We start from the raw sequence: 25715 nt of genomic DNA, 5'->3' as shown, positions 1-25715 counted from the left end.
GGAATAAGGTGGTCGACTATGATACCGGGACCCAAGTTGGATCGGATCGACCTGAAGATCCTGGCGCAGCTCCAGCAGGCCGGCCGCATCACCAATGTCGAGCTGGCGGACGCCGTCGGCCTGTCGCCCAGCCCCTGCCTGACCCGCGTCAAGCGGCTGGAAAAGGCCGGCTACATCACCGGCTATGGCGCCCATATCAACCTGGCCAAGCTGGGTGAATTCCTCACCGTCTTCACCCAGGTCACCCTGACCGAACATCGCAGCGGCGACTTCTCCCGGTTCGAGACGCGCATCCGCAAGATCGACGAGATCGTGGAATGCCATCTGGTCAGCGGCGGCTACGACTATCTGCTGAAATTCGTCACCCAGGGCGTGGCCCATTACCAGACCATCATCGAGGGCATGCTGGAGGGCGATTTCGGCATCGAGAAATATTTCAGCTACGTCGTCATCAAATCGCCTTTCATCAAGCACCATTACCCGATCCAGACGCTGTTCGGGGAGGGGTGAGGGATCATGTGGGCACCCTCGTTTCCGTCTCTCCAACCGTCATCCCGGCGAAAGCCGGGACCCAGGGGCCGTGTGCCCGACCAGTCGGCGGCGTCGATCGACGCGGCTGAAAGGGGAGATGCTTGTGGCCCCTGGGTCCCGGCTTTCGCCGGGATGACGAAGAGGGGGGAGTGATAGTTCCATGGAAGACCTCCTCCCCGCCCTCACCGCCCTGCGCCGTGACATCCACGCCCATCCCGAACTGGGCTTCAAGGAACACCGCACATCCGCCCTCGTCGCCGCCACCCTGCGCGAGATCGGGCTGGAGGTGCATGAAGGCATCGGCAGCACCGGCGTCGTCGGAACCTTGCGCGCCGGCTCGTCCGACCGCACCATCGGCCTGCGCGCCGACATGGACGCGCTGGCCATCCATGAGGCCACCGGCCTGCCCCATGCCAGCACAAATCCGGGCATCTTCCATGGCTGCGGCCATGACGGCCACACCACCATGCTGCTGGGTGCGGCCCGCCATCTGGCCCGCACCCGCCGGTTCGACGGCACGGTGCATTTCATCTTCCAGCCGGCGGAGGAAGGGCTGGGCGGGGCCCGCGAAATGGTCAGGGACGGCCTGTTTACCCGCTTCCCCTGCGCCCGTGTCTTCGCCCTGCATAACTGGCCGGGCCTGCCCGCCCACCATGTCGCCACCCGCCCCGGCCCGATCATGGCCGCCGCCGACAAGTTCGAAATCACCGTCCATGGCAAGGGCGGCCACGCCGCCATGCCGCATGTCAGCCCCGACGCCATCCTGGCCGCCTCGGAAATGGTGGGGCAGCTCAACACCATCGTCGCCCGCCGCATCGCCCCCACCGCCACTGCCGTCCTGTCGGTGACCCGCATCCAGGGCGGCCACGCCCATAATGTCATCCCTGCATCCGTCACCCTGGGCGGCACCGTTCGCACCTTCGACCCAACGGTGCAGGACCGGATCGAGGTATCGCTGCGCCAGGTGGTCGAAGGGATTGCCTTGGCCCACGGCGTCACCGCCGACATCATCTATGACCGCTACTATCCCGCCACCATCAACGATGCCGAAGCCGCCGCCGAAGCTCTCGCCGTAGCGGCCAAGGTCTCCCCCCACGCCTTCACCGCGCCGGACCCTGCCTTCACGTCGGAGGATTTCGCCTTCATGCTGAATGCCGCCAAGGGTGCCTATCTCTGGCTGGGTCAGGGCGACACCAGCCCGCTCCACCATCCCCAATATGATTTCAACGACGCCATCATCCCCACAGGCATCCGCCTGCATGCCGGTCTGGTGGAGGCGCTGCTGGCCGCATGATGTCTGGATTTGCCGTTTCTACGTCATTCAGGACATGGGCATTCAGGAGTAGTTTTCTCCCAACGCCCCCTTACGGGCAATTGGGAGTTTTCAGATGAGCACGCAGAATTCCAAGGGTACCGCTCTGGTCACCGGCGCCTCGGCCGGCATCGGCGCCACCTATGCCGACCGTCTGGCCAAGCGCGGCCATGATCTGATCCTGGTCGCCCGCGATGGCAATCGCCTGGCAGCATTGGCTGCCCGCCTGCAGGCGGAATATGGGGTGAAGGTCGATGTCCTGCCCGCCGACCTGGGCAGCAAGACCGGTGTCGATGCCGTCGCCGCCCGCCTGACCACCGACCCCGCCATCAACCTGCTGGTCAACAATGCCGGCCTCGGCCCCAGCGGCCCGGCGCTCGCCAGCGCCCCCGACGCCTATGACGCGATGCTGGCCCTGAACGTCGCCGCCCTTCAGCACCTGACCCTGACCGCCGCCCAGGCCTTCGCCGCCAAGGCTTCCGGCACCATCGTCAACATCGCCTCGGCCGTGGCCCTGCTGCCGGAAAAGTTCAACGGCCCCTATGTCGCCACCAAGGCCTTCACCCTGGCCCTGACCCAGAGCCTGGCCGCCGAACTGGCCGGCAAGGGCGTGACGTTCCAGGCCGTCCTGCCCGGCTATACCCGTACCGAGATTTTCGAACGGGCCGGCATCGATCCCGCCATCCTGCCGCCGGACATGGTGATGGAAGTCGGCGATCTGGTCGATGCCGCCCTGTCCGGTCTGGACAAGGGGGAGCTGGTGACCATCCCCTCCCTGCCCGACCCCGCCGATTGGCAGGCTTTCGAAGCCGCCCGCTTCAAGATCGCCCCCAACGCCTCCCACTCCAAGCCGGCGGCACGGTACGGGGTTTAATTCGGAGACCGATGAAAGCTGTTTTCCAGTCAAGGGAAAATCGCTTCGGCGGCGACTGCCGCCACGCCGCCCATGCGGCGTGAAGCCAAGCCGCGGATGCGGCGCCGGCGCTTGAGGAGCTGAAAAGTTGGAGCGTATTTCAGGTGCCCGGAAATACGCTCCAAATCAGGGGGCCACGGCGAAGTAGAGAACGCTGTTGGCCCCCGGCCTTTCCCCGTTCCGCTCGACCGGTGGCGTATCGGCCCAGCGGCCCTTGCCCAGCCGCGAAAGGTCGCCATATCCACCGACAAGGCGGAAGCTGTCGATGGTGAAGGGCTGCCCTTCCCCGCCCAGCGGGGTCTGGGCGTCGGCGATATGGAAATGCAGGTGCGGCCCCGTGCTGTCACCGGTAAAGCCCAACTGCCCGATCACCTGCCCGCGCCTGACCTTGTCGCCGACCTTGACCCTGACGCTGCCCGGCTTCAGATGCTCATAGAAGGCGAAGCGGCCAGGGGCGATTTCCAGGACCACATGGTTGCCGGCGGCATCCGCCTTGGAATGCTTGCCATTGGCATCGATGCTGGCCATTTCCGCCATCCCGTCGCGCATGGCCACCACCCTGGCATCGGCCACGGCCAGGACATCGTCGCCATATCCCAAGGCGTCCCCCGGCCTGTCGGGATCACCCCTGGTGATGGCCCCATCCTCGCCCACCTTGACGAAATCGATGGCGAAGCGGCCGGGTATCCGCTGCCGCCCGCCCTCCTCATAGAAGACCCGCCGATGCCCGCGCGGCCATTCCGCGCTATGGATGGCCACCCACGGCCCACCCGCCAGCGGCGGCCCGATCATGATCGGCTGGTCCTTGGAAAGGTTCACCCCGCCATCGGCCAGCCGCAGTTCCTTGCCATCCGGCCCCAGGGCCCGCACTTCATGGCGCAGGTTGGCAGTATCGCCAGCGGGAATATCCAGATAGATGACCGGCGTCCCGTCGGCCCGTGCGGTCACTGCCTTGACCAGCTGGTCCTTGTCCAGCGTGGCCAGAACCCGCCCCTGCCCGTCGCTGACCACCAGCCCCGTCAGGGTGATCAGCGTCTGGCGGACCAGCAGCTCATACCGCCAGACGGTGCCGTCGCCGCTGCGATCCAGCGCCGGCGGCTGGACCAGGGACAAGCCCGGCTCCTGCGCCCCCACCCCACCCGTCAATGCCAGGGCCGTCAGGCCCAGCCATACCGCCTTCATCATTCCTGCCTCCCGTTTTGGCGGTGATGATAGCGAAGGGTGGCCCCATCCGGGGCGCCAATCGGCGGAATGCGGAAGGGGCCGCCTCAGGCCGTGCCCATGATCCGTTCATTGTCGGCGGCGCGGCGCAGAACCTGCGGCGGCTGACCATAGGTGCGCAGGAAGGCCCGGCGCATGCGCTCGCGATCGGCGAACCCCGTCTCCCGCGCGATCACCTCCATGGGGTGTCTGCCTTCCTCCATCATCGCGCGCGCCGCCTCCAGCCGCAGATGTTCCACCGCCTTGGCCGGCGACTGTCCCGTCTCCAGCCGGAAGACGCGGCTGAACTGGCGGGGGGACAGGCGGGCGGCATCGGCCAGCTCCTCCACCGACAATTCGTTGCGCAGGTTCTCCCTGGCATAGGTCAGGGCCTTGCGCACACGGTCGGACTTGGGCTCCAGCTCCAGCAGGGTGGAGAATTGCGATTGCCCGCCCGGCCGGCGCAGATAGACCACCATGGCGCGGGCCACCGACCTTGCCAGGTCACGGCCCAGATCCTCCTCCACCAGCGCCAGGGCCAGATCGATGCCGGCACTCATCCCGGCCGAGGTCCAGATATTGCCGTCCTGCACGAAGATCCGGTCCTCCTCCATCCGCACGCCGGGATAGCGCTGGGCCAGGCTGCGGGCATGGCCCCAATGGGTGGTGGCGCGTTTACCCTCCAGCAGCCCCGCCTCCGCCAGCACGAAGGCGCCCGTGCAGATGCCCGCCACCCGCCGCGATCCCGTCACCGCGCCCCGCAGATAATCCAGCAGGGCCGGCGGCGCCGGCTTCACGGTCAGCGATCCGGTGGTGATGGTCGTGTCGTGGAAAACATCGCCCATCGGGGCCGTATCGATGCTGAAGCCCAGCGAATTGCGCACGGGGCCGCCGGCTTTCGACAGGATATGGATGTCGTAAAGCGGCTTGCCGGCGATGACATTGGCCACCTCGAACACCGACAGGGCCGCCATGCCCATCACCTGGAACCCGTCAAAGACCAGGAAACCGATACTGCGCATGGCGCACACTTCATGAAAGCCTCGAAACCGGACATAGGTGGGCATTGGCAGCCACTGCTGTCAATGCCCACCCGTCCCCCTTCACACAGCCGTCGCGAAATCGGTGGAAACCGACAGGTCCCGCCATTCGGCCACCAGGGCCGCGTCGCTTTCATGCTTGGCCAGGATGGCCGCCACCGTATCGCTGCCCAGCGGCAGGCGGACCGGCGGGTTCGGGGCCTCGACAAAGCCGATCACCACCTGGGCCAGCTTGTTCGGATCGCCCGGCTGCTTGTGGCTGACCTGGGCCGCGAAGTCGCGGACGGCGCCGGAGGTCTCGTCATAATCGGCGATGCGCACGGGGCTGACGGTCAGAGAGGTGGCGTCCAGAAAGTCGGTGCGGAAATAGCCGGGCTCGATCGCCGTGGCATGGATGCCCAGCGGTGCCAGTTCGGCGGCCAGCGCCTCCGTCAGCCCCTCCACCGCGAACTTGGTGGAGCAATAGACCCCGAACCCCGCCCCGCTGCGATACCCGCCGACGGACGAGAAGTTCAGGATATGGCCCGACCGCTGGCGGCGCATATGGGGCAGCACGGCGCGGGTCACGGCCAGCAGGCCGAAGACATTGGTGCGGTACAGCGCCTCGATCTCAGCCGCCGTCGCCTCCTCCACCGCCCCCAGCAGGCCGTAGCCGGCATTGTTGACCAGCACGTCGATGCGCCCGAACCGTTCCACCGCCGCCTTGGCCGCTTCATGGGCCTGGGCCTCCTGCGTCACGTCCAGGGCCACGGCCAGCAGGTTGGGATGGGTGCCCAGCCGTTCGGTGACGGCTTCGGGCTTGCGGGCGGTGGCCACGACATTGTCGCCCTTGGCCAGGGCCTTCTCGGCGATGAGGGCGCCAAAACCGCGGGAAGCGCCAGTGATGAACCAGGTACGCATGGGATTTCTCCATCTTCGATCTTGCATCGGGCCGGTCGATCCGGCGCCTGGAGAGATGTTTACGCCCGTGCGGCTGTTGAGATAATCGACTGGATATTCCGCAAGCTGGTGAGTATTTTTCATCAATGGCAAACGTAACCGCCGCCGATCTTTCATCCTTCCTGGCCATCGCCCGCCACCGCAGCTTCCGCCGCGCGGCGGATGAAATGGGCTGCACGCCCTCGGCGCTGAGCCATGCCCTGCGGCAGCTGGAGGAAAGGCTGGACCTGCGTCTGGTCAACCGCACGACCCGGTCGGTGGCCCTGACCGAAGCCGGGGAGCGGCTGTTCGCCCGTGTCGGCCCCGCCTTCCGCGATATCGACGACGCGCTGGATGACCTTAATAGCCTGCGGGGTGTCGTGTCCGGACGGTTGCGGATCAACGCGCCCCGCGTCTCGGCCCGGCTGCATCTGCTGCCGGTCGTCACCCGTTTTCTGGGCCGATATCCCGGCGTGCAGGTGGAGATCGTGGTGGACAACGCCCTGGTCGATACCGTGTCGGAAGGTTTCGATGCCGGCGTGCGGTTCGGGGAGACCATCGCCAAGGACATGATCGCCGTCCCATTGGGTCCACGCCAGCGTACGGCCATCGTGGCGTCCCCCGGCTTCTTCGACAATCATCCCCGGCCGGTGACGCCCGAACAGCTGCGGAACCTGCCCTGCATCAACCTGCGCTTCGGCAGCGGCCGGCTTTATGCCTGGGAGTTCGAACGCGGCGGGATCGAGCTGTCGGTGGCGGTGGAGGGGCCGCTGACCCTGGACGATACCGACCTGATCGTCGATGCGGCCCTGGCCGGGGCCGGCATCGGCTTCGCGTTCGAGGAACAGGTGAAGGACCATGTCGCCGACGGGCGGCTGGTGCGGGTGCTGGAGGATTGGTGCCCCTATTACAGCGGCGTCTATCTCTACTACCCCTCGCGCCGCCAGATGCCGGCCGCCCTCCGCGCCTTCGTGGATTTCGTGCAGGCCGACAATGGCAGGCGAAGCCCGGCTTGACAGCAGGCCCGCCGCAGCCGATTAGCTTGCAAAACAGTTCCTTAATGCGCCCGCGCGCCTGAGGGATTTCGGAGGAAGCGAGATTGACGCAGCAATCCATGTCCCGCCGGGACGTGCGCACCCTGGCCCTGGCCGCTCTGGGCGGGGCGCTGGAATTCTACGATTTCATCATCTTCGTCTATTTCGCCGCCACCATCGGGCAGCTGTTCTTCCCGCCGGAGCTGCCGGACTGGATGAAGCAATTGCAGACTTTCGGCATCTTCGCCGCCGGTTATCTGGCCCGTCCCCTGGGTGGCATCGTCATGGCACATTTCGGTGACCGGCTGGGCCGCAAGCGCATGTTCACGCTGTCCATCCTGATGATGGCCATCTCCACCCTGGGCATGGGCCTGCTGCCCACCTACGCCCAGGTCGGGATCATCGCGCCGGTGGCGCTGCTGGGCCTGCGCGTCATCCAGGGGGCCGCCATCGGCGGTGAGGTGCCGGGCGCCTGGGTGTTCGTGGCCGAACATGTGCCACCCAACCGCATCGGGCTGGCCTGCGGTACCGTAACCTGCGGGCTGACGGTCGGCATCCTGCTGGGCTCGCTGGCTGCCACCGGCCTGAACACCTTGTTCACCCAGGATGTGATCCTGGACCATGCCTGGCGCCTGCCCTTCCTGCTGGGCGGCGTGTTCGGCTTCATCTCCGTCTATCTGCGCCGCTGGCTGGCGGAGACGCCGGTGTTCAAGGCCATGCAGGAACGCAAGACCCTGACGGCGGAACTGCCGCTACGCGTGGTGGCGCGCGATCATCTGCGTGGCGTGGCCGTGTCCATGGCGCTGACCGGCCTGCTGTCGTCGGGCATCATCGTACTGATCCTGATGACGCCGGCGATCCTGCAGAAGGCCTACGGCTTCGACGCCGCCACCGCACTCAGCGCCAACAGCGTCTCCACCATCTTCCTGTCCATCGGCTGCATCCTGGCCGGGCTGATCATCGATCGGATCGGCGGGGCGAAGTTCTTCATGTTCTTCAGCCCGATGCTGGCCATTTCCGCCTTCACCATGTTCCTGGTGCTGCGGGTGGACCCGTCCTGGCTGCTGCCGCTGTCGGCCCTGGTCGGCCTGTCGGTGGGCACCATCGGCGCCGTGCCGCATGCCATGGTGCATGTCTTCCCGGCTTCCGTACGGTTCAGCGGTCTGTCCGCTTCCTACAACCTCGCCTATGCCGTGTTCGGTGGCCTGACGCCCATCGCCGTGACCATGATGCTGCAGGTCAGCCCGCTGGCCCCGGCCTTCTATGTGCTGATCTTCAGCATCGTGGGCGTCATCACCGGCTTCGCCTTGCGCGGGCGGGCGGTGGCTTAACCGCCGGCCCGCCAGCCGCGCAGCAGCAGGGCATTGGCCACGACGCAGACGCTGGATGCCGCCATGGCCGCTCCCGCCAGCATCGGGTTCAGCAGCCCAGCCATGGCCAGCGGCACGCCCACGATATTGTAGATGAACGCCCAGAACAGGTTCTGCCGGATCTTGGCCACGGTGCGCCGTGATACGGCAATGGCATCGGCCACCAGCGACGGGTCGCCCCGCATCAGGGTCACCCCGGCCGCACGCATGGCCACGTCAGTCCCCGTCCCCATGGCGATGCCGATATCGGCGGCGGCCAGGGCCGGGGCATCGTTGATGCCGTCACCGACCATGGCCACCATCCGCCCGCCGGATTTCAGCCTGGCCAGCGCGTCGCCCTTGTCCTGGGGCAGCAGTTCGGCCAGCACCTCATCCACGCCCAACACGGCCGCCGTGGACGCCGCCGCTCCGGCATTGTCGCCCGTCAGCATTATGGTCCGCACGCCCAGCCTGCGCAGCCGGGCGATGGCGGCAGCAGCCGTATCCTTCACCCGGTCGCCGAAAGCGATCAGGCCCAGCGCCACCCCATCGGCCGCCAGATAGGACAGGGTCCGCCCCTGCGCCGTCAGGCCACGGGCCACGGTATCCAGCATGGTGACATCGACCCCGCGATCGGCCATCAGCCTGGCATTGCCCAGCAGCAGGGCACGGCCGTCCATCTCGCCCGCCACCCCCATCCCCGGCAGGGCACGGATGGCGGATGCGGCGGGCACGCCCGGCATGGCGTCCAGCACGGCGGCGGCCAGCGGGTGACTGCTGCCGGCCTGCAGCGCGGCAGCCAGCCGCAGGATCGTATCGCGGTCATTGCCCGATGCCGCTTGCACGGCGGCGATGGCCGGCTTGCCGTCGGTCAGGGTACCGGTCTTGTCGAAGGCGACCACGCCGATATCGCGCGCCCGCTCCAGTGCCTCGGCATCGCGGATCAGGATGCCGGCACGGGCGGCGACACCCGTCCCCACCATCAGTGCTGTCGGTGTAGCCAGCCCCAGGGCGCAGGGGCAGGCGATGACCAGGACGGAGACGGCATTGATCAACGCCACCTCCAACCCCGCCCCCGCCAGCAGCCAGCCGGCCAGGGTCAGCAGCGCCAGGACCAGGATGACCGGCACGAACACCGCCGACACCTTGTCCACCAGCCGCTGCACGGGTGCCTTGGCGGCCCCCGCCTCCTCCACCATGCGGATGATGCGGGAAAGCGTGCTGTCGGCGCCCAGCGCGCCGGCCGTCACGGCAATGAACCCGTCCAGGTTCATCGCCCCGCCGGTGACGCGCGCACCCACCGCCTTGGACACTGGCAGGCTCTCGCCCGTCAGCATGCTTTCATCCAGATGGGTGGCGCCTTCCAGGATGGTGCCATCCACCGGCACTTGCTCCCCCGGCCGCACCAACGCCACGTCGCCACGCTTCAACTGCGCGATGGGCAGGGTGACCTCCGCCCCGTCACGGCGCACACGCGCCACCCGCGGGCGCAGCGCCATCAGCGCCTCGATCGCGGCACCCGTCTTGCGCTTGGCCCGTGCCTCCAGCCAGCGGCCCAGCAGCAGCATGGCGATGATCACCGATGCCGCCTCATAATAAAGATGCGGGTCATGGCCGGGATGGGCATCCGCCCACATCCAGCCCGACAGACCCCAGGCGGCCAGGGTCCCCAGCACCACCAGCACATCCATGCTGGCCGCCTTGTGCTTCAAGGCGTTCCAGGCACCGGCATAGAAGGGCCAGCCCAGGCCGAACTGTACGAGGCTGCCCAACAGGAACTGCGCCCAGGCCGGCAACGCCGGTCCACCCAGCATGGGCAACAGCAGGGGCAGCGACAGGGTGATGGCCAGCGCCGCCCGCGCCCCCTCCCCCGGCATGGCGTCCGTCGGAGCCTTCATCGCGGCGTGATCATGGCCATGATCATGCGCCTCGGCGGTCAGCACCTGCTCTTCCGGAGCCACACCATAACCGGCGGCCGTGACGGCGGCGGCCAGGTCGGCGTCGCTGACATCGGCGGCATCGATCAGGGCCGTCGCGGTGGCCTGGGAAATCTTCACCTCGATCACGCCCGGTACGGCGCGCAGGGCCTTTTCCACCTTGCCGACACAGCCCGCACAGCGCAGGCCGGTCAACCTCAGGCGCTTGGGTTCCACCTGTGGCGTGAATCCGGCCTCGGCAATGGCCGCCACCACAGCGGCCGGCATCTTGGCATCGACATCGGCCGCCGGTGTCACCAACACCCGCTCCGCCGGCAGATTGACGGTTACCGAGGCCACGCCAGGCAATTTCCCCACAGCCTTTTCAACCCGCCCCGCGCAGGAGGCGCAACGCATGCCCTTCACGGGCAAAGACAGGATCGCGGACGACATCCCAAACCCCTTCCGGCGCCAAAGCCGGTCTCTGGATAACGTCCCCCCTTTCTGAACCTTCCCACGATGGTAAGGTCAAGGGTCTATTTTCAGGGTCGGTTCCGGTCGGGTGCGGGGAAATGGACCTGTCCATCCTGTCCCCCTGGGCGCACTATCCCGATCCATATCGTCGGCCTGTGCCAGGAGCCCATCCCATGGAAATGAAATCCCGCGCCGCCGCCGTCACCCGGGGTTCCCTGGTGCTGATATCGGCGCTGGTTGCCCTGCCCGTGGCGGCGGCGGAGAAATCCTGGACCCTGGCGGGCGGCTCGCTGGAAGTGTCAACGCCCTGCGCCCGGCAGGTGGATATCGTCCCCGCCTCCTCGGCACGGGAAATCAGCGTCAGCGCAATTGCCGACCATCAGGAAGAGATCGACGCCCTGTTGGTCACCGGCGGTGGTGACCGGGTAACGGTGACCAAACAGGGCGAGCGCTGCCCTTTCTCCCGCAGCCGCAAGCAGGAAACAATGCGCCTGACCATCACCATGCCGGCCGGCGGGGATCTGTCGGTGCGCGAGGGCGGCAGCGGTGATTACCGGGTTACGGTGCCGGTGGACCGGCTGGACCTGCGCCTGTCGGGTTCCGGCGGGCTGAAGGCGGACCGCGTGGCCGGGCCGCTGGATGCCTCCCTGTCCGGCTCCGGCGGGGCCGACGTGCGCGAGATGGCGGGCAAATCGGCCTCCGTTCACATTTCAGGCAGTGCCGACGTCAAGATCGGTGGCACCATCGGCTCCCTTGAGATCGACCTCTCCGGTTCAGGCGGCGTTGCTGTGGCCGCTGCCGGTGCCGCGGATCTGGAGACCAGCGGGTCCGGTTCCATCCGGGCCGACAGCATGGACGGCGCCCTGTCGTTCGAGGCGTCAGGGTCGGGCGGGCTGAAGGTCGGGTCTATCCAGGCACCCAGCGTGAAGATCCGCACCTCGGGCGATGGCGGCGTCTCCATCAACAATGGCCGCATCGGCAGCCTGCAGGTCACCTCCCATGGCAGCGCCGACGCCCGCATCGATGCCAGTGCTGACAGGGCCGAGCTGTCGACCAGTGGCAGCGGCACCATCGATGTGCGCCAGGTATCGGGCACGGTGTCGCAGAAGCAGACGGGCAGCGGCCGCATCCGTGTCCACGGTTCCTGACGCCGGCTTGCATCCGGGCCGACAGGCGCTTTAGGGTGGTGGGGATGATCGATCCCTGCGACCTTGGCGCCGTCCCCATGCTGGCGGCCTTCCGTCAGCGCACGCTGTCACCGCTGGAGGTGATGCGCAGCGTATTGGACCGTATGCAGGCCGCCGAACCGCTGCTGGCCGCCACCTGGGCACCGGAGCCGGAAGCGGCTCTGACCGCCGCACGGGCATCCGAGGCGCGCTGGTTCGCCGGCCGGCCACTGGGCCCGCTGGACGGGGTGCCCGTCACCATCAAGGAACTGATCGCCACCAAGGGGTACCCGAAGCCGCTGGGCACGGCCGCCACCGAACTGGTGCCTTCGGTCGAGGATGCACCCCCAGCGGCGCGGATGCGGGAGGCGGGTGCGATCATCTTCGCCCGAACCACCGTGCCCGATTACGGCATGCTGTCATCCGGACTGTCCAGTTTCCACCGCCTGTCGCGCAATCCCTGGGACGTCACCAGGAATCCCGGCGGGTCCAGTGCCGGGGCGGCGGCAGCGGCGGCGGCCGGATACGGCCCCCTGCATGTCGGCACCGATATCGGCGGGTCGGTGCGGCTGCCCGCCGGCTGGTGCGGCATCTATGCGCTGAAGCCCAGCAATGGCCGCGTGCCCATAGACCCGCCCTATTACGGCCGCATCGCCGGGCCGATGACGCGTTCCGTGGCCGACAGCGCCCTGATGATGGCGGTTTTGTCCCGGCCGGACGAACGTGACCACATGTCCCTGCCGCCGGCCGACCTGCCCTGGCAGGATCTGGCGATCGACATGCGGGGCCTGCGCATCGGGTTGATGCTGGAGGCCGGGTGCGGCCTGGCCGTGGACCCGGCGATCACCCAGGCCGTGCAGGCGGCAGCACAGGCGTTCAGCGATGCCGGCGCCATTGTGGAACCGGTGGGACCGGTGATCAGCCGCCAGATGCTGGACGGGCTGGACCGGTTCTGGCGCACGCGGTTCCTCTATGAGATGGAAAAACTGCCGCCGGAACGCCAGGAACGCATCCTGCCCTATATCCGTGATTGGGTGGCGGCGGCGCGGGACTACAGCGCCATGGATGTCTATACGGGCCAGGACCAGATGCTGGCGATGAAGCAGGCGGCGCGGGACGTGTTCGACGGCTTCGACTTCATCCTGTCGCCCACCTCCCCCGTCCCCACCTATCCGGCGGAGTGGGCAAGCCCCCTGAACGACCCGGCACGGCCGTTCGAACATATCGGCTTCACCGTGGCCTGGAACATGTCGGACCATCCGGCGGCCTCCATCAATTGCGGCTATATGCCCGACGGCATGCCCATCGGGTTGCAGATTGTCGGACGGCGCTTCGACGATGTCGGCGTCCTGCGCCTGTCACGCTTCCATGAGACCATCCGTCCGGCCCAGCGCCCCTGGCCCACGCCCTGGCGACAGGATTGATGCGATGAGCCTACGTCCCGGCCCCCGCAACAGCATCACCGATATTGACGGGCTGCTGGTCGGCCACGCCACGGATGAGAGGATCGGGTCCGGCGTCACCGTGATCCGCTGTGCCGGACAATGGGTGGCCGCCGTGGATATACGCGGCGGCGGCCCCGGCGTGCGTGAGACGGAGACCCTGTCGCCGGAAAACATCGTGGGCGGCATCCATGCCATCGCCCTGTCCGGCGGGTCGGTCTTCGGGCTGGCAGCGGCAGACGGGGTGATGGGATATCTGTCGGAACGGCAGGTGGGCATGCGCCTGCGTCCCGGCGGCCGGGCCATCCCCATCGTGCCCGGTGCGGTGCTGCATGACCTGAACAATCAAGGCGACAAGGATTGGGGGGAGCTCTCCCCCTATCGCGACCTGGGTGCCAGGGCCGTGGCGGCGGCGGGAACCGATTTCGCCCTGGGCTCCGTCGGGGCCGGGCGTGGTGCCATGGCGGGATATGTGAAGGGCGGCATCGGCACGGCGTCGCTGGATCTGGGGGACGGGCTGGTCGTGGCGGCGCTGGTGGCGGTCAACCCCGTGGGCTCAGTCTATATGCCTGACGGCCGGACCTTCTGGGCCTGGCCCTATGAGATCGATGGGGAGTTCGGTGGCCACCGCCCCGCACCCCACACCCCGCCCGTCAGCGATCCCACGCCCGACCATACGCGCCTGCGCGACCTGGGTCGGTTGCAGCCCGGTGCCAATACCACCCTGGCCGTGGTCGCCACCAACGCCGCCATCGACAAGCTGGAGGCCAAGCGCATCGCCATCATGGCCCAGGACGGTCTGGCCCGCGCCATAAGGCCGGTCCATACGCCGTTCGATGGCGATCTGGTGTTCGCCATCGGCAGCGGTGCCGTGGCACTGGGCGATGAGCGCACACGGCAATGGCAGACCGCCCGCATCGGTGCCGCCGCCGCCGATGTGCTGGCCCGCGCCATCGCCCGCGGGGTGTATCACGCGTCGGGCAATGACGGCGTCGCCGCCAGCAATTGCGCTGTATAGGGATGGTCGGGTGCCGACAGCACCCGCGCCGTCGGCCCCTGTTCCACGATGCGGCCCTGGCGGATCACCAGCACCCGGTCGGTCACCGCCCGCATGACCGACAGATCGTGCGACACGAACAGATAGGCCAGCCCCAGTTCCGCCGACAGCCATGCCAGCAAATCCAGTATGTCGGCCCGGATCGACACGTCCAGCGCCGACACCGCCTCGTCCAGCACCACCAGTCTGGGTTCCACGATCAGGGCGCGGGCCAAGGCGATGCGCTGACGCTGTCCGCCGGAGAACTGGTGCGGATAGCGGTCGGCATCCTCCACCGACAGGCCGACCAACGACAGGACCCGCTCCACCCGCCGCCGCCGCTCCGCCGCCATCAAGGGCTCATCCAGCAGATACAAGGGTTCTGCCACAATCCTCGCCACGGTCTGGCGCGGATTGAAGCTGCCGGCCGGGTCCTGGAACACCGCCTGCACCTGCCGGCGTAGCGCACGCAGTTCATCGCCACGGCTATCCTGAACCGACCGGCCGTTCAGCAACACAACACCCGCCTGCGGCCGGTCCAGGCCCAGGACGCAGCGCAGCAGGGTGGATTTGCCCGACCCGCTTTCCCCCACCACACCCAGCGTTTCGCCGGGCGCGATGGTGAAGCTGACATCGGCGACGGCCCGCACCGGCTCCCCCCGGCGCCACAACCCCCGGCGCTGGCCGGGATAGGTGCGCGACAGTCCCGTCACCGACAGGACGGGCGGGGCCACGGTATCGACCGCATGATCGCGCAGCGGCCGGTGGCGGGCGCGGGCCAGCAGGCTTTGCATATAAGGTGCCTGCGGCCGGGTCAGCAGCGCCTGGGCCTCGCCCTGTTCGACAAGCATTCCATCTTTCAGCACGGCGATACGGTTGGCCACCTGACCCACCAGCCCCAGATCGTGGCTGACCAGCAGCAAACCCATCCCTTCCTCCCGCACCAACCGCACGATCAGGTCCATGATCTGCGCCTGGCTGGTCACATCCAGCGCCGTGGTGGGCTCATCGGCGATCAGCAGCCTGGGCTCGCCGGCAATGGCGATGGCGATCCCCACCCGCTGCCGCTGCCCGCCCGAAAGCTGATGCGGGAAGCGGTGTGGGGAAATCTCGGCCGGGTCCAACCCGACACGGGCCAATAGCCCCTCCGCTGTCTTCCACGCCGCCGACCCACGCACGGCTTCGGCCACCTGCGCGCCGATGGACATGATCGGGTTCAGTGCCGACAGAGGTTCCTGGAAGATCATGCCCGCCACACGGCCGCGCAAGGCATCCCCCTCCCGCGCTGTCAGACCGGCCCAGCCCCGCCCATCCAGCAGAACCTGTCCGGACAGGCCGGCATTGTCGGGCAGCAGGCCCATGGCGGCCAGGGCGGCGGTGGATTTACCCGATCCGGATTCCCCGATCAGGCCGACGATCTCGCCGGCACGAACATCCAACGTCAGGCCGGACAGGGCCGTTCGGTCGCCGTAACGGACACCGAATTCCTGAAAGGACAGGATGCTCATGCCGCCTCTCCCCGCCGGAAATGCCGGCCCAGCCCGTCACCGGTCAAGGTCAGGCCGAACACCGCCAGCAGGATGGCGGCCCCCGGTGCGATGGCCAGCCAGGGGGTCGTACCGATCAGGGTCTGCGCATCGGCCAGCATGCGGCCCCAACTCGGCGCTGGCGGCTGTACACCCAGGCCGACATAGGACAGGCCGGCCTCAGCCAACAGGGCCAGGGAGAACTGGGTGGTGGCCTGCACCGATAAAGGTCCGGATAGGTTGGGCAGGATATGTTCGGCGGAAATGCGCGCCCGTCCCTTGCCGGCCAGCCGCGCGGCGGCCACGAAATCCAGGGCCCATAGCCGCCGTGCCTCCCCCCGTGTCAGGCGGGCGAAGACGGGGATGTTCAGGATGGCGATGGCCAGTACGGCGTTCGATGCCCCCGGTCCCAATGTCGCCGCCAGCAGGATGGCCATCATCAGCCAGGGAAAGGCGAAGACCAGATCGCCCGTGCGCATCAGAACCTCATCCACCCAGCCGCCCCGCGCCGCCGCCAGCAGGCCCAGCGGCACGCCGATCAGCAAGGCACCGCCCACGCCCAGCAGGGAGACGGAAAGCGACGTCGTCGCACCGGCCAGGATCATCGACAGAAGGTCCCGGCCCAGATGATCGGTGCCGAACGGATGCGCCCCCGATGGCGCCAGCAACCGGTTGGCCACATCGACCATGGTCACGTCATAGGGCGTCCAGACCAGCGACAACAAACCCGCCGCCACGAACAGCCCGGTCAGCAGCAATCCGGCCACCAAGGTGCCATTGCCCCGGATCATGCCGCCCCTCCGTCGCGCAGGCGCGGATCGACCAGCGCATAGGCCATGTCGACCAGAAGGGAGGCGAAGACCGTGCAGCCGACCAGCAGCACCACGACCGACTGCACGACGATCAAATCGCGCTGGGCGATGGCCTGCAACACCAGCCGCCCCAGACCCGGCAGGTAGAACACATTCTCCACGATGGCCGCCCCCGCCAGCAGGAACGGCACCTGCAGCCCCAGCACCGTCAGCACCGGTCCCAGCGCGTTGGGCAGGGCATGGCGGCGGATGGCCTGTGCACGGCCCAGCCCCTTGGCCCGCGCCGTGCGGATGAAATCCTTATGCAGCACGTCGATCAGGCTGCCGCGCGCCACGCGGGCCAGGATGGCCGATTGCGGCAAGGCCAGTGCCAGCACGGGCAGCACCAGCGCCGACAGGCCGGCACCGATCCCGGCATCCCATCCCGGAAAACCGCCGCCCGCGAACCAGCCCAGGCCCAGGGCGAAGACCAGTACCAGCAGGATGGCCAGCCAGAAACCCGGCACGGCGATGCCCACCCGCATGGTCCAGGACAGCACCGCATCCAGCCATCCCCCCTGCCGCACCGCCGCCAGATACCCGGCCGGCAGGCCGATGGCGACGGACAGCAGCGTGGCCAGCAGGGTCAGCGGCAGCGATAGCGACAGCCGCTCCCCGATCAGGTCGGCCACGGGCACGCGATAGGTATAGGAAATGCCGAAATCACCGTGCAGCAGCCCGCCCACCCAATCCAGATAGCGGACCAGGACAGGGCCGTCCAAACCCAGCTCCCGATGCAGGTTTCCGATGGCTTCCGGGCTGGCGTTCAGGCCCATCATGAAGGCGGCGGGGTCGCCCGGCACCACCTGCACCAGGATGAAGATCACTAGACTGGCCGCCAGCAGCGTGCCCGCCAGCACCGACAGCCGCGCCAGCATGTAGGGTGCGCCGAACCAGGCCGTGGCGCCCCCCAGCAGCACGACCAAGGCGGCCGTCGGCAGCCAGCGCGTCCAGCCGGCATCGCCGCCATCCTTTGCCCGTCCCCCACCACCCTCACCGCCACCCGCCCCGAAATGCGCGGTGGCATAGTTCAGCATCTGGTTGGGACTGTTGTTCCACAGGTCGGCCAGATCCCGGTCCTGCACACCCAGATGCGGATACTGGTAAAGGAAGCCGTTGACGGCATCCCCGGCCAGCTGTTGCTGAAGGTCGCCCAGGATGCGATGGCGGGTGCCGGCATCGGGGGCCGCCTTCAGATCGGACAGCAGCGCGCGGTAGGCCGGGCTTTCATAGCCGAAATAATAGCCGGTGCGGCCATAGATGGCGTAATCGAACGGCTCGATATGGCTGACGATGGTCAGGTCGAAATCGTGGCGCTTATAGACCTCGTCCAGCCAGGCGGCCCATTCGATGTTCCGGATGCGCACGCGGATGCCCACGGCGGCCAGCTGTGCCGCCACGATCTCCCCACCCCGCCTTGCATAGCTGGGGGGCGGCAGCTTCAAGGTCAGATCCAGACCCTTGGCATATCCGGCCTCGGCCAGCAGGCGGCGGGCGGCGGTGATGTCGTACGGGTAAAGGCCCGTCAGGTCCTTGTAATCCGGATTCTGCGGTGGGAAATGGCTGCCGATGGGCGTGCCATGGCCATGGACCGATCCGTCGATGATCGCCTGCCGGTCCAGGGCATGAGCGATGGCCCGGCGCACACGGATATCGGCCAGGGGGCCGGTGCGCTGGTTCATGGCCAGGATCACCTCCCCTTCCGACGGGGTGATGGCCAGTTTCAGACGGGGATCGGCGGCCAGCCGGTCCAACACCTCCGGCGCCGGGAAATCCGGGAACAGGTCCAGGTCGCCGGCCTTCATGGCGGCATAGGCGGCGTTGGGATCGGCGATGAAGCGGAAGACCAGCCGCGACAGCCGGGCCGGCCTTCCCCAATAACCATCGAACCGGTCCAGCACCACCGCATCACCCCGCCGCCAATCGGCAAAACGGAACGGCCCGGTCCCAACCGGTTGGGTTGCCAGAGCGTCGGCAGCACCGCGCGACACGATGACCGCGTCTGCCAGGCCCATCAGCGTCAGGAAGCCGGAATCCCGTTCCGCCAGTTCCAAACGCACCTGCAAAGGCCCCGTCGCCGTGACGGACCGGATGGCACCGCGCAAAGCCTGGACCTGGGCATTGCTGGAGTTCGGCCCGATGGCACGCGACAGGCTGAACACCACATCATCGGCCGTCAGCGGGGCGCCATCATGGAAGCGGATGCCGGGACGCAGGTCGAAGACATAGGTGCAGCCATCCGCCGACAGGGTCCAGCCGCTGGCCAGCAGGGGCTGGACCGACCCGTCGGGGCCCAAGCGCACCAGCCCCTCGAAAAGGGTGGCATAGACCACCTCGTCCGTGGCATTGGCGGCCCCGCTTGTCGGGTCCAGATTGGGTGGTTCCAGCTGCAGGCCGATGCGCAGCGTGTCGCGCGGGGCAGCGGCAGCGGCCGGGACCAGCAGCAGGACCAGCACGGCCAGAAGACAGTTCAGCAGCCTCATGCCACCGCCCGCATTTCGGCCTGTTCAGCCAGTTGCGGCAGGTCCAGGCGGCGATAAAGCGCGGCCAGCGCCCGGTTCAGCGGCACATTGCCGGGATCGGTGGCGCGGCGCAGTTCCAGGGCCTGCTGCGCCTCGATCCAGGCACCGGCCTTGATCTGCGCATCCAGAAGGAATTGCGCGAACAGGTCGCGCTGCGCGTGGCTGCCGCCCAACCGGGCCAGCCGCGGCACGGCGTCGGACAATAACGGCAGGGCCGCCTCCGCATCGCCGCGCGCCAGGGCGACCAGCCCCCGTGCCAGCGGCAGGGCCGCGTCGTGCCAGGTGGCCCGGCTATGGGGCGGACCGTTTTCCGCCGCGCGGGCGATGGCGGCCAGCAGGCCGTCGGCCTCCGCCCGCCCGGCCCTTGCCAATCCATAGGCGTACTGGACCGACAGGAAGGGTTGCACCACGTCCCCGGCCCGCGCCGCCAGATAGGCGGCAAGCCCGGCCCAGCGATCCCCCACCCCGTACCCGGCCAGCTCCAGCCGGGCCAGCAGTGACACCGCCCCCACCTGATCCTGGGAATAATCCCTGGCGTGGGCCCAGACCTGGGTGTCGTAGACCTCCAGCACCCGGTCCGCATCGCCCCGGCCCAGGTGCAACAAAGCCAGGTGCCACCAGAGATGGGTGACCATGAAACTGTTCAGCCCCTGCCAGCCCGGCGACCATGCGGTCAGCGCCGCCAGACCTTCGCCGATCCGGCCTTGCGTCAGCCAGACATGGGCCAGCGCATGCTGGGCCCAGGGATCGGTGGGCACGAGAGCCAGACCGGCACGCGCCGCCGCCGCCGCCGCGTCCAGCAGATGCAACTGTTCATAGGCGAACGCCAGGCAGCCGCCAAGATAGGGCAGGTGCGGGTCCGTTGCCTCCACGATTTGTGCCGCGCGCAGCATGGCGGGGAAGTCACCATGGTTGAACTGGTGGTAATGCAGCAGCTTCAGCGTGGTCAGGTCGCGTGGATGATCGGCCAGGATGGCGGACAGGATGGCGACCGTCGCCTCGATATCATCATCGATCCAGGCGGACAGCGCATTGGCCAGCCGCACCTCCCTTTCGTTGGCACAGGCCAGCCGCAGCCGTGCGGCCGCCAGATGTGGGCGGGCGGCCTCCGCCGCCCCCGTCGCCTCGGCCAGCAGGTTCAGGAACCCGGCATAGACATGCACCAGGGCCGGTGCATCGGGCGCCTCGGCGGCCTCCAGGATGTTCAGCGCCCGCGCCTCGTACGCGATCATGCCGCCCACGAAATCATTGATGGCAGACAATGCCCCTTCCGGTACCGTCACGGAATTGCCCAGCAGGTCCTTGGCCATCACGCACCCATGTTGCGGTCCAGGAAGTCGGCAACGTCCGCGTCGGACCCGGCCGACGGCAGGTTAGTTGATCAACGCCGCCGGGGGAATGGGGGGCGTGCGGCTGGGGGCGCCTTAAAAGTTAGGATACCGAACAAAAATCCGCATCCATCCGGACAGCACCGCATCCGGGGCCAGCGCCACGCACCCCAATGCCGCCGGGTCCGGCCGTGCCAAGGCGTTCGCCCCATGGCTGACCGGTTCCACGGCCAGGATATCGTGGCCGGCGGGGGCGAAGATGCGCAGCCAGCGCAAGGCACCGCCGGCCTGTACCCGGATGGCCGGCGCATCGGGCCCGATGATCTCGGCCACCCCATCCCATCCATCGAAATCATGGTTGAGCGGATGTTCCGCGACCAGCCGCCCGTCGCGGCAATCCCATGCCCCTCCCGGCACCCGCCGGTCGGGCAGGCCATGATCCCCGTTCAGCCACGCCCCCTCCGCGCGGAAGCGCAGAATCGTGGATGGACAGCACGGGAAATAGGGGTGCAGGCCGATACCCGCGGGCATCACTCCACCTGCGCGGTTGCGCAGGTTCAGTTCGACGCGCAGCCCGTCCGGACCGATCCGGAAATGCTGGCGGGCCTGGAAGTCGAACGGCCAGAATGGATCGGCCGCATGGTCCAGGACCAGCATGGCATGATCCGTCCCCCATTCCGCCACCTGCCAGGGCCGTTGCCAGCCCAGCCCGTGCACCGCATGCGGTTCCGGGGGGAAGTTGGGCCATAGGGCGATATCCCGCCCTTGCCAGGAAAACCGCCCATCGATGATACGGTTGGCGAAGGGCAGCAGTGGAAAGCACGCCGTCTCCCGCACCTCTGCCACCGCCGGCGCGGACCGCAGCACCGGCTGGCCATCATGGTACAGGCCCAGCACCGATCCACCCATCTCCGGTGCCAGAACCAGGGACCAGCCGCCGCCCTGCAGCCTCACCCCCTTATCGCCGCGTGACGCCGGCACCGCCATCGATGGCGTAATGCGCGCCGGTGATCCATCCGGCCTCATCCGACAGCAGGAAGGCGGCCAGCGCCGCCACCTCGTCGGCCCGTCCCCAGCGGCCCAGCGGATGGCGGGCGACATTGGCGCGGATCGCCGCATCGGCGTCCGGCAGGGCGTTGAAACTGTCCACCATGGGCGGCGTGGCCACCGAGGCGGGGCGGATGCTGTTGATGCGGATGCCGTCGGGCGCCAGTTCCACGGCCAGGGTCTTGACCAGATTGTCGATGGCCGCCTTGGAAGCGGCATAGATACCCTGTCCCGGCGTGGCGAATTCCGCATTCACCGACGACATGAACAACACCGATCCCGACCGCCGCTGCCGCATGGCGGGCAGGAACCGGCCGGCCAGCCGCAAGGCACCATGGACATTGATATTCATGATGCGCTGGACATCACCCATGGGCGTGTCCAGCACCGGCCCCTTGAAGGTGGTGGCCGCGCAATGGACCAGGATGTCGGGCACGCCCAGGCTTTCCAGCACCCTGTCGCCCGCCGCCATGACCGCCCCGTCGTCCCCCACGTCGCAGGTCAATCCCAACCCCGCCGGACCGGGCCGCAGGTCCAGCCCCGCCACCTTGGCCCCTTCGGCGGCCAGAGCCTGGGCGATGGCCAGGCCGATGCCGCTGCCGGCCCCGGTGATCACCGCGATCTTGTCCTTGAACCGCATCTCACTCCCCCTTCCCGCCCCGGCCGCACAGCCAGAGGATCGCCAGGAAACCCAGCGCATAGACCACGGCCATCAGCGCGAACATCGGCCGGTAGGATATCTGCCCCACCAGCTGCCCGATCAGCCAGGTGGTGCCGATCCCGGCCACGCCGCTGGCGATGCCGGACAGGGCCATCACCTTGCTGATCGACCGGCTGGTGAACAGGTCGGTGGGCAGGGCCGTTAGGTTCACCTGCCAGAACATGTGCAGCAGGGCCACGGCGGCGGCGAAGGCCAGGCTGACCCCGACCGGCGGGCCCCAGGCGTTGCCCGCCCCGACGGGTGCCAGGATGCAGACGGCCCCCAGCACCCACAGCTTCGCCGTGCGTGGCCGCAATCCGTACCGGGCCAGCAACCCGCTGGCACTGCCGCCGACCAGGCAGCCGATGCCCGCCGCCAGATAGACGATCCAGGCCTTCGCCCCCATCTCCAGCGTCGACAGGCCGCGTTCATCGACCAGATATTTGGGAAACCAGTTCAGATAGAAATACCAGACGGGCCAGGTCAGCGTGATGCCCAGGGCGATGCCCCAGACCTGCCGCGTCCGCAATGCGTCCCACCAGGTGGGAAGGTCGATGGCGCCCTGTCCCGCCTTGGCCGCCCCGCCCGTTGGCAACGGTGCCGCGGCCCCACCCTTCACGCAACCCAGCCAGGCCGCGGTCCAGAGCAGGCCGATGCCGCCGGTGATCAGGAAGGCGGGGCGCCAGCCCGTGGCCGCCGCCAGCCCGGTGATCAGCGGTGGTGACAGGGCGGCGCCGAACATGGCGGCGGCCGTATAGATGCCGATGCCCAATGCCCGCTGTGACGGCGGAAAATAGATCGCCACCAGTACCGGGGCGGCGATGAAATTCCCCACCTCCGCCAGACCCAGAGCGAAGCGGGTGGCCGCCAGCTGGTGCGTATCCTGCGCCAGGCCCGACAGGCAGCTGGCCACGGACCACCAGGTCACGAAGAACGCCATGGCCCAGCGCGCACCACCCCGGTCCACCATCCAGCCGGAGACGAGATTGCCCGCCATATAGGCCACCATGAAGGCGGAAACAACGAAGGCATAGCCCTTGTCATCCATCGCCAGCTCATGCTGGATCGGCTGGGCCAGCAGCGCCAGGATCTGCCGGTCGATATAGTTGAGGAATGTCGATGCGGACAGCAGCGCCACCACCACCCAGCGATTGGGGGCCGGCGGCATACGTCCATCAAGGGCGTCTTCGCGCACGGGCAAAAGCCTTCCTGTTCCGTCCCTGAAACGGCCTTTCTGCGAAGGCCTGGGGTCAGGCTAGGTTAATGTAGATATTATAGCAACAAAAATCTGCGATGCAGCGCCAGCACTAGGCGTCCGACATATATGATGCTAATATAGCAAAAATTTACCCAGGAGGCGATATGCCAAGCGTACAAGCCGATGCCATCCGCACTGTAGAGGCGATCTATCTGCGCATTCCTCGCGCCCAGTCGCCGCATATGGGCCGGCAGCCGCCGGTGAATGAGCGGGGCTATATCGTCGATGACGATAACGGCACCATCTATCCGGCGGACGACCGCACCGTGATCCTGAGGATCACCACGGAAGGGGGGCGGGTCGGCTGGGGTGAGACTTATGGCATCGCCGCCGGCACTGTGGTTGGCGAACTGGTCAAGGACCTGATCCAGCCAGTGCTGCGCGGCCGCGACCCGCTGGATGTGCAGGTGATCTGGCAGAGCCTGTACAACATGATGCGGGTGCGGGGCTACACGTCCGGCTTCTGGCTGGACGCGCTGGCCGCGGTCGATATCGCGCTGTGGGACCTGTGCGGCAAGATCCTGGGCCGGCCGGTGCACAAGCTGCTGGGCGGGCAGCAGCGGGACCGCATCCCCGCCTATATCACCAACATCGCCGGCAGCGACAATGCGGCAAGGCTGGACAGCGTGCGGGCCCTGTATGACAAGGGTTTCCGGGCGTTCAAGGTGCATGCCGCCACCAGCTTCGACTATGTCGCCCTGCTGCGCGACCTGCGGGCAAATTTTCCCGACATCACGCTGATGCTGGACCTGCACTGGGTCCATACCTCGGCGGAGGCCTTGTCGATCATCCGCAAGATTGAACCCTACGACATCGCCTTCGTGGAAGCCCCTTGCCGGTACGAGGATCTGGACGGCCTGGCCCGCGTGGCCCAAGGGTCCAGCATCCCCATCGCGGGTGGGGAGGAATGGCGCACCGTGCATGACGCGCATCTGCGCCTGAAATCGGGCGCCCTGACCATCATCCAGCCGGAGATGGGCCGCTGCGGCATCACCCAGTTCATGCGCATGGCCGCCCTGGCCGATGTCCATCATGCCCGTACCATGCCGCACGCCACCATCGGCTTCGGCATCTTCATGGCCGCCAGCCTGCAGGCATCGGCCGCCATCCATGATCTGCCCTGGCATGAATTCCAGAACAGCGTTCTGCCGCGCCACCTGCCTTTGTTCGAAACGGCGATGAAGTGCGAGGCCGGCTTCTATCACGTGCCCGACGCGCCCGGCCTGGGTATCGAGCCGCGCGAGGAACTGTGGCGCCATGTCGTCGCCTGAGGCGCTGCCCGTCACTTGCGACGTGGGCGAGGGGCCGCATTGGCACCCCGCCCATGACCGCTGGTCCTGGATCGATGGCGGCGGCGGGGGCATGCACCTCTGGGACGGAACCCGCCTGCGCAGCATCGATCCGGGCGTGCCGCTGGCCCTGGCCGTGCCCAAGGCTGCCGGTGGCTGGCTGCTGGCCACGCACGACCGGATCGCGGATTTCACCGAAGGCGGCCGGCCGATCCCCCGCCCCACCCCGCCGCTGGACGGCGCCCGCTTCAATGACGGCAAGTGCGACCGGCTTGGGCGGCTGTGGATCGGCAGCATGGGGCTCGCCGGCGCACCGGGGCTGGGCACGCTCTATCGGGTGGATGGGGACATCATGCACATGGACAGGGGATTCGATGTTTGCAACGGCATCGGCTTCAGCCCCGATGACCGCTGGTTCTACCTGACCGACACCGGGCAGCGGTTGATTTACCGCTACGCGTTCGACCTGAAAACCGGCCGCCTGGGTCCGCGCGAAATGCTGTTCCGCTTCCCCGTTTCCATGGGCAAGCCCGACGGTTTGGCCGTCGATGTCCAGGGCCGCATCTGGTCGGCCCTGTGGGACGGGGCGGCCATCGCCTGCCTGTCACCGGACGGGCAGCTGCTGGACCTGCTGCCTGTGCTGGTCCCCCGGCCCACCAGCCTAGCCTTCGCCCCCGGCTGCATGCTGGTCACCACCGCCAGGCGGGGGTTGAGCGATGCACAGCTGCGCGACACACCGCTGTCGGGGCGACCGTTGGTCTTCAAGACGGCGGTCGAGGGCTTGGCGGTATCGGTGTTTGGTTGGTGACAAAAAACCGCCGGCACCGGGAGAAACCGGTGCCGGCGGGTGGAGGGAAGGAAGC

General features: G+C 67.8%; 21 protein-coding genes. 10 read left to right on the top strand and 11 right to left on the bottom strand.

Going from position 1 to position 25715, the window contains the following annotated elements:
• Positions 1 to 18: 18 nt before the first annotated feature.
• The 3 genes from ACM9HJ_RS25390 (at position 19) to ACM9HJ_RS25380 (ending at position 2717) form a co-directional block, all read left to right on the top strand.
• Positions 19 to 510 carry an Lrp/AsnC family transcriptional regulator gene (locus tag ACM9HJ_RS25390; protein ID WP_416574583.1) on the top strand — a complete coding sequence of 164 codons (492 nt, stop codon included), beginning with the start codon at positions 19 to 21 and terminating at the stop codon, positions 508 to 510.
• A 181-nt stretch (positions 511 to 691) separates the two neighbouring features.
• Entirely contained in the window at positions 692 to 1825 is a 1134-nt protein-coding gene (locus ACM9HJ_RS25385) for a M20 aminoacylase family protein (RefSeq protein WP_416574582.1), read from the top strand.
• A gap of 94 nt (positions 1826 to 1919) precedes the next feature.
• Positions 1920 to 2717, top strand: a complete 798-nt coding sequence (locus ACM9HJ_RS25380) for an SDR family NAD(P)-dependent oxidoreductase (RefSeq protein WP_416574581.1) — start codon at positions 1920 to 1922, stop codon at positions 2715 to 2717.
• 165 nt (positions 2718 to 2882) lie between these two features.
• Here the strand turns inward: ACM9HJ_RS25380 and ACM9HJ_RS25375 are convergent, their stop codons facing one another.
• From ACM9HJ_RS25375 to ACM9HJ_RS25365, 3 genes are all read right to left on the bottom strand, one after another.
• Complete coding sequence (locus tag ACM9HJ_RS25375; RefSeq protein ID WP_416574580.1) at positions 2883 to 3941, bottom strand: M23 family metallopeptidase; 1059 nt, start codon at positions 3939 to 3941, stop codon at positions 2883 to 2885.
• Positions 3942 to 4024: 83 nt separating this feature from the next.
• On the bottom strand, positions 4025 to 4978 hold the full coding sequence (locus tag ACM9HJ_RS25370; RefSeq protein WP_416574579.1) for a GlxA family transcriptional regulator: 954 nt from the start codon (positions 4976 to 4978) through the stop codon (positions 4025 to 4027).
• Between the two features lie 81 nt (positions 4979 to 5059).
• Positions 5060 to 5896 carry an oxidoreductase gene (locus tag ACM9HJ_RS25365; RefSeq protein WP_416574578.1) on the bottom strand — a complete coding sequence of 279 codons (837 nt, stop codon included), beginning with the start codon at positions 5894 to 5896 and terminating at the stop codon, positions 5060 to 5062.
• A gap of 125 nt (positions 5897 to 6021) precedes the next feature.
• Here ACM9HJ_RS25365 and ACM9HJ_RS25360 point away from each other — a divergent pair, with 125 nt between their 5' ends.
• Complete coding sequence (locus ACM9HJ_RS25360; RefSeq protein ID WP_416574577.1) at positions 6022 to 6930, top strand: LysR family transcriptional regulator; 909 nt, start codon at positions 6022 to 6024, stop codon at positions 6928 to 6930.
• 83 nt (positions 6931 to 7013) lie between these two features.
• Positions 7014 to 8279 carry an MFS transporter gene (locus ACM9HJ_RS25355; protein ID WP_416574576.1) on the top strand — a complete coding sequence of 422 codons (1266 nt, stop codon included), beginning with the start codon at positions 7014 to 7016 and terminating at the stop codon, positions 8277 to 8279.
• Here ACM9HJ_RS25355 and ACM9HJ_RS25350 read toward each other — a convergent pair.
• Positions 8276 to 10666, bottom strand: a complete 2391-nt coding sequence (locus tag ACM9HJ_RS25350) for a heavy metal translocating P-type ATPase (protein WP_416574575.1) — start codon at positions 10664 to 10666, stop codon at positions 8276 to 8278. The genes ACM9HJ_RS25355 and ACM9HJ_RS25350 overlap by 4 nt on opposite strands.
• Before the next feature lie 194 nt (positions 10667 to 10860).
• Between ACM9HJ_RS25350 and ACM9HJ_RS25345 the strand changes: the two genes are divergently transcribed.
• From ACM9HJ_RS25345 to ACM9HJ_RS25335, 3 genes are read left to right on the top strand one after another with little or no spacing between them, the layout of a single operon-like run.
• Positions 10861 to 11835 carry a GIN domain-containing protein gene (locus ACM9HJ_RS25345; RefSeq protein WP_416574574.1) on the top strand — a complete coding sequence of 325 codons (975 nt, stop codon included), beginning with the start codon at positions 10861 to 10863 and terminating at the stop codon, positions 11833 to 11835.
• A 44-nt stretch (positions 11836 to 11879) separates the two neighbouring features.
• Positions 11880 to 13277 carry an amidase gene (locus ACM9HJ_RS25340; RefSeq protein WP_416574573.1) on the top strand — a complete coding sequence of 466 codons (1398 nt, stop codon included), beginning with the start codon at positions 11880 to 11882 and terminating at the stop codon, positions 13275 to 13277.
• A gap of 4 nt (positions 13278 to 13281) precedes the next feature.
• Positions 13282 to 14313, top strand: coding sequence for a P1 family peptidase (locus ACM9HJ_RS25335; protein ID WP_416574572.1), 1032 nt, complete (start codon positions 13282 to 13284; stop codon positions 14311 to 14313).
• On the opposite strand, the gene ACM9HJ_RS25330 is transcribed toward ACM9HJ_RS25335, so the two are convergent.
• From ACM9HJ_RS25330 to ACM9HJ_RS25300, 7 genes are all read right to left on the bottom strand, one after another.
• Positions 14265 to 15839: a dipeptide ABC transporter ATP-binding protein gene (locus ACM9HJ_RS25330; protein ID WP_416574571.1), complete on the bottom strand. Its 1575-nt coding sequence runs from the start codon at positions 15837 to 15839 to the stop codon at positions 14265 to 14267. The genes ACM9HJ_RS25335 and ACM9HJ_RS25330 overlap by 49 nt on opposite strands.
• Entirely contained in the window at positions 15836 to 16648 is an 813-nt protein-coding gene (locus tag ACM9HJ_RS25325) for an ABC transporter permease (protein ID WP_416574570.1), read from the bottom strand. The genes ACM9HJ_RS25330 and ACM9HJ_RS25325 overlap by 4 nt, the downstream gene beginning before the upstream one ends.
• Positions 16645 to 19191 (bottom strand): ABC transporter substrate-binding protein, encoded by a 2547-nt coding sequence (locus ACM9HJ_RS25320; protein WP_416574569.1) that lies wholly within the window; start codon positions 19189 to 19191, stop codon positions 16645 to 16647. The genes ACM9HJ_RS25325 and ACM9HJ_RS25320 overlap by 4 nt, the downstream gene beginning before the upstream one ends.
• A complete protein-coding gene (locus ACM9HJ_RS25315) occupies positions 19188 to 20540 on the bottom strand; it encodes a hypothetical protein (RefSeq protein WP_416574568.1) in 1353 nt (450 codons plus the stop codon). Before ACM9HJ_RS25315 ends, ACM9HJ_RS25320 begins: the two co-directional genes overlap by 4 nt.
• Before the next feature lie 114 nt (positions 20541 to 20654).
• Entirely contained in the window at positions 20655 to 21512 is an 858-nt protein-coding gene (locus ACM9HJ_RS25310) for an aldose 1-epimerase (RefSeq protein ID WP_416574567.1), read from the bottom strand.
• Between the two features lie 4 nt (positions 21513 to 21516).
• The gene (locus tag ACM9HJ_RS25305; RefSeq protein WP_416574566.1) at positions 21517 to 22245 is read right to left on the bottom strand and encodes an SDR family NAD(P)-dependent oxidoreductase; all 729 of its coding nucleotides are present in this window, start codon (positions 22243 to 22245) and stop codon (positions 21517 to 21519) included.
• Between the two features lies 1 nt (position 22246).
• Positions 22247 to 23500: an MFS transporter gene (locus tag ACM9HJ_RS25300; protein ID WP_416574565.1), complete on the bottom strand. Its 1254-nt coding sequence runs from the start codon at positions 23498 to 23500 to the stop codon at positions 22247 to 22249.
• 167 nt (positions 23501 to 23667) lie between these two features.
• Between ACM9HJ_RS25300 and ACM9HJ_RS25295 the strand changes: the two genes are divergently transcribed.
• A complete protein-coding gene (locus ACM9HJ_RS25295) occupies positions 23668 to 24834 on the top strand; it encodes a mandelate racemase/muconate lactonizing enzyme family protein (RefSeq protein WP_416574564.1) in 1167 nt (388 codons plus the stop codon).
• Positions 24821 to 25660, top strand: a complete 840-nt coding sequence (locus ACM9HJ_RS25290) for an SMP-30/gluconolactonase/LRE family protein (protein ID WP_416574563.1) — start codon at positions 24821 to 24823, stop codon at positions 25658 to 25660. The genes ACM9HJ_RS25295 and ACM9HJ_RS25290 overlap by 14 nt, the downstream gene beginning before the upstream one ends.
• The last annotated feature ends 55 nt before the right edge of the window (positions 25661 to 25715 follow it).

It is taken from the genome of Niveispirillum sp. KHB5.9 (assembly GCF_048066115.1).
In the GTDB taxonomy this organism is placed as follows: Bacteria; Pseudomonadota; Alphaproteobacteria; order Azospirillales; family Azospirillaceae; genus Niveispirillum.
Note: the sequence above shows the minus strand (reverse complement) of the source record. Positions and strands in the feature narration are given on the sequence as shown.